The organism is uncultured Granulicatella sp. (assembly GCF_963515615.1).
Taxonomy (GTDB): domain Bacteria; phylum Bacillota; class Bacilli; order Lactobacillales; family Aerococcaceae; genus Granulicatella.
In genome coordinates, this window is record NZ_CAUPZT010000062.1 from 1 (window position 1) to 7,738 (window position 7,738).

General features: G+C 33.6%; 6 protein-coding genes. All 6 read left to right on the forward strand.

The genetic code is table 11. The annotated features are described in order from the left end of the window. The first annotated feature begins 81 nt into the window (after positions 1-81). The 6 genes from RYL55_RS07915 to RYL55_RS07940 all read left to right on the forward strand — a co-directional run bounded on the left by RYL55_RS07915 (position 82) and on the right by RYL55_RS07940 (position 7,649). Complete coding sequence (locus RYL55_RS07915; RefSeq protein ID WP_315008491.1) at positions 82-2,409, forward strand: DNA translocase FtsK; 2,328 nt, start codon at positions 82-84, stop codon at positions 2,407-2,409. A gap of 164 nt (positions 2,410-2,573) precedes the next feature. Beyond that, a complete protein-coding gene (liaF, locus tag RYL55_RS07920; RefSeq protein ID WP_315008482.1) occupies positions 2,574-3,308 on the forward strand; it encodes a cell wall-active antibiotics response protein LiaF in 735 nt (244 codons plus the stop codon). Beyond that, a complete protein-coding gene (locus RYL55_RS07925; protein WP_315008483.1) occupies positions 3,305-4,348 on the forward strand; it encodes a sensor histidine kinase in 1,044 nt (347 codons plus the stop codon). Before liaF ends, RYL55_RS07925 begins: the two co-directional genes overlap by 4 nt. A 16-nt stretch (positions 4,349-4,364) precedes the next feature. Continuing rightward, positions 4,365-5,000, forward strand: a complete 636-nt coding sequence (locus tag RYL55_RS07930) for a response regulator transcription factor (RefSeq protein WP_315008485.1) — start codon at positions 4,365-4,367, stop codon at positions 4,998-5,000. A gap of 235 nt (positions 5,001-5,235) precedes the next feature. Continuing rightward, complete coding sequence (locus tag RYL55_RS07935) at positions 5,236-6,912, forward strand: polysaccharide biosynthesis protein (protein ID WP_315008487.1); 1,677 nt, start codon at positions 5,236-5,238, stop codon at positions 6,910-6,912. Positions 6,913-6,917: 5 nt separating this feature from the next. Further along, the gene (locus RYL55_RS07940; RefSeq protein WP_315008489.1) at positions 6,918-7,649 is read left to right on the forward strand and encodes a pseudouridine synthase; all 732 of its coding nucleotides are present in this window, start codon (positions 6,918-6,920) and stop codon (positions 7,647-7,649) included. The last annotated feature ends 89 nt before the right edge of the window (positions 7,650-7,738 follow it).

The following is a 7,738-nucleotide window of genomic DNA, read 5'->3' on the forward strand; positions in this document are numbered from 1 at the left end:
CAGAAGGAAAACTATATTCAGAAGGAGAGTAAAGTGGCTAAGCAAGAACAAAAGAAAAAACGAAAATCTACGAAAAAGAATATGGATTCTGCAATATCTATTGAAATTGTAATGGCAATTTTGATTCTCATTCAATTTTTAGCCATTTTCAAATTAGGATTTTTAGGAAGATTCTTTGCAAATAGTATTCGTTTTTTTGTAGGAGATTTATTGATATATGCGGGGATTGTTGGAATAATCGCTTCAATAGGAGTATTATTCCGTGGTAGAATTCATTCCATTCCTAAAAAATGGATTGGTGTTGTAACGTGTCTTTTGATTGCGATTTTTCTATGGGTTGAAGTAGCAAGTTTTAGTAATCATGTCCAAGCTGGAGGGCAATTATTTAAAGAAATGATGGCTCGTTATGCGATTGATTTTAAAGCAAATACGAACGAACAAAATTTAGGTTCCGGAATGATTGGAGCATTGTTTTATACGGTGACGTATTTCTTAGTTTCTCAATGGGGAACTTATTTGACGATTTTCGTACTATTTATGATTGCTATATTCGTAGCATTTGAAATTCACTTAAGAGATGTCTTCGAAGTTTTAAGAAATTGGACTGCTCAAATTCAACACCAACTAGAAGAGAATAAAGTTGAAAAAGAATCTCGTGTACGGGAAACTAAACCAGAAGTGATTGAAACAAAACCAAAAGAAGTCAAAGAAAAGAAACCTTCTTTAATCGATAAGATGAAAAACTTTGTTTTTGATGAAGAGGAAGAAGAGGATGAGGATGAGTTTGAAGAACTTTATCCTGAAGTAACACCTCCTCCTGTTACAAAACCAATTGTTGAAGAGGAGTTTATTCAACCGAAACGAGAAGAACCAACTTCTTTCAAACATTCTATCGAACCTACAGAAGTAGAGGAAGATACAGAGGATTTAGAAGACTTTGTCATTAATGGAGGAACTGATGATTCAGATTATCAATTGCCACCATTAACATTATTAAATCCAATTCCACCATCTGATCAATCAGATGAGAAGATGATTGTTGAGAAGAATCTTAAAATTTTAGAGCGAACATTTGAAAGTTTTGGAGTAGAAGCAAAAGTGATGCCAAATCCATTAGTAGGGCCTGCTGTAACTAAATTTGAAATTAAGCCTGCTATTGGAGTGAAGGTTAGTAAAATTGTGAATTTAAGTGATGATATTGCTTTAGCTCTTGCTGCAAAAGATATTCGTATTGAAGCGCCTATTCCTGGAAAACCTTATGTAGGAATTGAAGTTCCAAATAGTAAAACAAGTTTTGTGGCTTTCAGTGATGTGATTCAAGCAGCTCTTCAATCACCAAAACCATTGGATGTCCCATTAGGAAGAGATATTTCTGGAAATGTTCGATTATGTGATATTTCTAAAATGCCTCACTTATTAATTGCTGGTTCAACTGGTAGTGGTAAGTCCGTGTGTATTAATGGCATTATTACAAGTATTTTGATGAAGACAAAACCGCATGAAGTTAAATTAATGATGATTGACCCTAAAATGGTAGAGTTAAATGGTTATAATGGGATTCCTCATTTATTAACGCCTGTTGTCACAAATCCAAGAAAAGCAGCGCAAGCTTTGAAAAAAGTTGTGACTGAAATGGAAAAACGGTATGAAATGTTTGCCGCAATGGGAATGAAAAATATCGATGGCTATAACGCTCATGTCGCTTCTTATAATGCGGAAACGGGAGAAGAGAATCCATTACTTCCATATATTGTAGTCATTGTAGATGAGTTAGCAGACTTAATGATGGTTGCAAGTAATGAAGTCGAAGATGCAATTATTCGTTTAGCGCAAATGGCTCGTGCAGCGGGGATTCATATGATTTTAGCAACGCAACGTCCATCAGTTGATGTTATTACGGGAATTATTAAAGCAAATGTTCCTTCAAGAATTGCTTTTGCAGTATCCAGTGGTACAGATTCTCGTACGATTATTGATTCAAGTGGTGCTGAAAAATTACTTGGTCGAGGAGATATGTTATACATTCCAATGGGTGAGAATAAGCCGATTCGTGTACAGGGAGCTTATTTAACCGATGAAGAAGTAGAAAGAATTGTCGACTTTGTAAAAACACAACAAGAAGTGGAATACGATGAGACAATGATGCTTTCTGAAACATCAGAGGGTAGTTCAGATGATCCGGAAGATGATTTATTTTATGAAGTATTAGAAATGATCCGAGAATTAGAAACGATTAGTACTTCTTATATTCAACGCCGATTTAAAATTGGATTCAATCGTGCCGCTCGTTTAATTGAAGAGTTAGAAGCAAGAGGGTATGTAGGACCTTCAGAAGGAAGTAAGCCAAGAAAAGTAAACGTGGATGCTTTTACTTCTGATAATGAACCGCAAGACCCACCAATTGCATAATCAGTAAATGCTAGGATAAGTGTTGACAAAATGTTAGAATAAAACCTAACGATAAAGCTTCACTAACCTAGCATTTTTTGAAATCAGTCTTTAGATGGATAGTCAGAAACGAAGGAATATGATACTTTTATAGTGAGAAGTTTTCTAAAGAAAGAAGGATATAAATGAAAAATAATCGATTCATCTCCATTCTATTTATCATAGCAGTTGGGATGTGTTTAACAGGATTTCAGCTGTTTACAAATGCCCATTTATTATATTTATTTGTGTTAGGAATTATTTTTGTTGGAATTGCTGTTCAATTAAAAAATCGTTTTATTCGTACAAATGGACTTTTCTTTGGAATATTAATGATTCTTTTAGCTGTATTTTCTACATGGGGAATTTGGCTAGCTGGAAGTATTTTGATCGTTTACGGTCTTTCATATGGAAGAAAATTAATCAAAAAATATTTTTCAGATGGCAGTGAATGGATTTGGAAGAAAAAAAGATATGTTTCTGTTAAGTTAGAAGAACCTTCTGAGCGATTTGATACGCAAAGACAGGAATGGATCGGAGTCCAAAAAATTGGAAAAGATACATTTGAATGGGATGATATTAATATTAGCCAATTTATGGGAGATACGATTATTGATTTAGGAAATACCGTTCTTCCCAATGAACAAAATACCATTATGATTCGAAAAGGAATGGGGCGTATTCGTGTTATTGTTCCAATTGGAATTGGGGTAAAACTTTGTCATAATGCATTTATTGGCGAGTTAAAGTTTGAAGGAGAACAGTTAAAATTAAAAAATGAGACAGTTACAATGTATTCAGAACGTTTTGAATCAAGTAATAAGAAAATTATCATTATCTCATCAGTCCTTATAGGAGAAATTGAGGTGATTGAAGCATGAAGAAGTGGTTTTTACGTGTCTGTTTTGTCGTGTTTTTATTTGTCTCTAGCATCTTTTTAATAGGAGTGAATGTTCTACATTCATTATTTGATATTGAATTATTAGAAAAATTATCTTCGAATCAATTAATTGTATTATTTTTAGTAGTGACGGTAATCGTCTTTATTATAACTTTTATGGCAGCAAGTATTGTATTTTTCTTACAAAGATTAACGGATTCTGTTATTTATAATCAATTAGAAGCGATTAGAAATCAGCAATTTTCAAATGTTAAAAAGTCGGTGGATGACATTTGGTATCGTCCTTTATTAATGATACGATTGGATACATTTTTCCAAGAAACTGCTAAAATTGCAGAAATGCAAGAGCAATTTGTTCAGAATCTTCAACAAATTTCTTCTAGACCGGAATATATTGGTGAAGAAACAAAGGAAGAAATTATTGAATTGGAAAGACATCGTATTGCTCGAGAGTTACATGATTCAGTAAGTCAACAATTGTTTGCTGCGATGATGATGTTATCAGCTATGAATGAACAAAAAGATCAACTATCTCCAGCAATCCAACAACAATTAGCTTTAGTAGAGAAAGTAATTAATGACTCTCAATCAGAAATGAGAGCGTTACTCTTACATTTACGTCCAATTTCACTCGAAAATAAAACATTAGTTCAAGGGATTGAAAGTTTATTAAGAGAATTAACGACAAAAGTGCAATTATCGCTTCATTGGGAACTAGATGAAGTGACCCTTCCAAGTACATTTGAAGATCACCTGTTTAGAATTGTACAAGAATTGGTGTCGAATACATTACGACATGCAAAAGCCAAACAATTAGAAGTATTTTTAAAACAAATGGATGATTATATTATTTTAAAACTAGTAGATGATGGGATTGGATTTGATACAAGTGTTTCCAAATCTGGAAGTTATGGTTTGAAAAATATTGAAGAACGTGTTGCAGGAATGGGAGGACAATGCAAAATTATTAGTATTGTAAACCAAGGAACCATTATAGAAATAAAAATTCCTCAAAAGTAGGAGAAGGAGTAGTTGAATGATTAAAGTTTTATTAGTAGATGACCATGAAATGGTTCGCTTAGGGGTATCAGCTTATTTATCTGTTCAAGAAGATATTGAAGTGATTGCTCAAGCGGAAAATGGGAAAATTGGTGTTGAAAAAGCATTGGAATTAAAACCGGATATTATTTTAATGGACTTAGTGATGCCTGTCATGGATGGAATTGAAGCAACAAAAGAAATTTTATCGAAATGGAAAGAAGCTAAAATTATTATTGTGACAAGTTTTATTGATGATGAAAAAGTTTATCCAGCTATTAGTGCTGGAGCAAAAAGTTATTTACTAAAAACTTCGTCTGCTTCTGAAATTGCTCAAGCGATTCGTGATACTTATCGTGGAGAAGGGGTATTCGAAAAAGAAGTGAGTGAGAAGTTAGAGCATCGTCATGAAGTGGAAGAAGAGTTTCGTTTGTATGAAGAATTAACGAGTCGTGAAAAAGAAGTGCTTTTATTGATTGCTCAAGGGAAATCGAACCAGGAAATTGCGGACGAGTGTTTTATTACGTTAAAAACGGTGAAAACGCATGTTTCGAATATTTTATCGAAGTTGCAAGTAGAAGATCGTACACAAGCGACGATATATGCATTTAAGCATCATTTGATACAACCTTGATTTTTAAATGACTTTTCTGGAATAGTAGTAATGGACGGCAGCAGCTTCGCAGAGCGAATCTCATGCCTAAACTACTATGAAAAGTCTTTGTGGTTTTACATTAGAGAACGTTAAAGAGAATGAGTGACTGTTTCAGCAATAAAATGCTAAACAGTCATTTTATTTTTTATTTTACAATGCTTGAAAAATATTGTACGCTTAGGATTAGAAAAACTTTTCATGAAAGTAGGATATTATGATACGGAATAGTAAAAAATCAATTGGATTAAGCGATAAAATCCGTATGCAAAGAGATTCAAAAGAAATATTATTAGAAGGTTCTTCCTGGCTAACGATTGGTAGTATGGTTTCCAGATTACTAGGAGCATTATACATTATTCCTTGGGGAGCGATGTTTGCCACTCAACGAGATGATGCCAACTTCTTATATTTCATTGCATACAATATTTATGCATTAGTATTACAAATTTCAACGGCTGGGATTCCAGTAGCTATTTCAAAAATTGTGGCGGATAATCAATCAAGAAAAGATTACGAGACAAGTTGGAATATTTTTAAAGGCGGAATGTTATTTATGACCGCAACAGGAATTGTCAGTGCGATTGTCATGTTTGTAACAGCTCCTTATTTTGCAAAAGGAGGTTCTGCTCAAGAAATTCAAGATAGTATTATGGTCATTCGTTCGCTAGTTCCAGCAGTTGTGATTATTCCTCCATTAAGTTTATTAAGAGGGTATTATCAAGGGTATAGTGATATGGCACCTTCTGCTAAATCTCAATTATGGGAGCAAATCGTGCGTATTATTTATATGTTACTCTTAACGTTCTTTGTTATGAAGTTATTTGGTGGCAGTTATGCAGTGGCAGTAGCGCATTCAACGTTTGCTGCATTTGTTGGGGCAGTTGTTGCATTTGTCTATTTAGGCTATAAAATGTGGAAAGATATGCCTGGAATGAAGCGATTAATGAGTGAAGGGCGTCCTGCTCGTAATATGAGTTTTGGTCGTATTGTGTTTGAAGTGATTCGTGAAGCTTTACCATTTGTGATTGTGACTTCAAGTATTCAATTAATTAGTATTTTGGATCAAGAAACTTTCCAACCACTAGCGATAACATTTACTCATTTGAATTTTGAACAAAGTAAAGAATTATTAACAATTTTTGGATTTAATGCCAATAAAATTATTATGATTATTTTGTCTCTTGCCATTAGTATTTCAACAGCGGCATTACCATTATTAGCTTCTCATTATTCCGTGAAAAATCATGTAGAAGTGAAAAATGTGATTGAGGAAAATATTGGTTTATATTCCTTTATTATGATTCCCGCTTCTATTGGAATGGCAGTTGTAGCAGAACCAATTTACAATGTGTTTTATTCACCAAGTAAAGATGGAACGTATTTATTAATGATTTCCTGTGTGTTATGTATTTTTATGGGTGCCTTTACAGTCTTTACATCGATTCAACAATCGATGGAGCAACATATGATTGCGATTAAAGCATTAGTGATTGCGTTAGTAATAAAAATATTATGGCAACCGATGATGATTTACTTCTTTGAAGGTGCAGGACCATTATGGGCGACAAGTCTTGGATTTATTTTAGCAACCGTTTATATGGGGTATCACTTATATTATCAAACCTTATTTAATCTTAAAAAAGTGGGGATTCAATTAGTAAAAGTAATAGGGATTTCATTCATTATGATGATTGTTAGTTCCTTAACTCTAGTAGGGTTAAAACAAATCATTAATATTGATGGAAAATTAATGGCGATGATTGCTGTAGCGATTGTTGGTTTTGTTGGAGCGATTGTTTATGGATTGATGAGCTTATATACAAGATTAGCAGACGAATTATTAGGGCAAAGAATGGTTGCGATTCGTAGAAAACTAAAAATGAAGGAGTAGGTTCAGTGAGACTAGATAAGTTTTTAGCCGATTCTGGAATAGCAACACGTTCTCAAGTTAAATTAATTTTAAAACAAAAGCGTGTTCGTAAAAATCAAGAAATTGTAACGAATGGCAAGGTACAAATCGATGAAAAATTAGACGAAATTTACCTAGATGATGAAAGAGTCTATTATGAAAAATATTTGTACTATGTAATGAACAAGCCAAAAGGCGTTATTTCAGCAACAGAGGATACGAAACACGCAACTGTTTTGGACTTGATTGGTGAATTAGCACAGAAACGTGGAGTCTTTCCGGTAGGAAGACTCGATATTGATACGCATGGATTTCTATTATTAACCAATAACGGAGCTTTGAGTCATGCAATGTTATCCCCAAAAAAACATGTGGAAAAAACTTATGTTGCTAAAATTGAGGGAATCATGACTCAGGAGGATCAAGTTTCTTTTGAAAAGGGAATTACATTAGATGATGGTTATGAATGTATGCCGGCTCATTTAGAGATTCTTTCTATTGATGAGGGTCATCAAACTTCAGTCGTTCAAATTAAGATAAAAGAAGGTAAATTTCATCAAGTGAAACGTATGGTGAAAGCTTGCGGAAAAACGGTCGTAGATCTACAACGAATCAGTATGGGACCATTACACTTAGATGAATCCTTAACACTTGGAGAGTTTCGTAGTTTAAAGGATTCCGAATTAGAAGTCTTAAAAATTTTTAATGTAGAATTGTAGTCAATAGAGGAGTAAGAAATGAATGTTCTTATTCTCTAAGAAACACAAACATTTGTGACACGAACCAGTGTCAATACAACTTGTGGGAC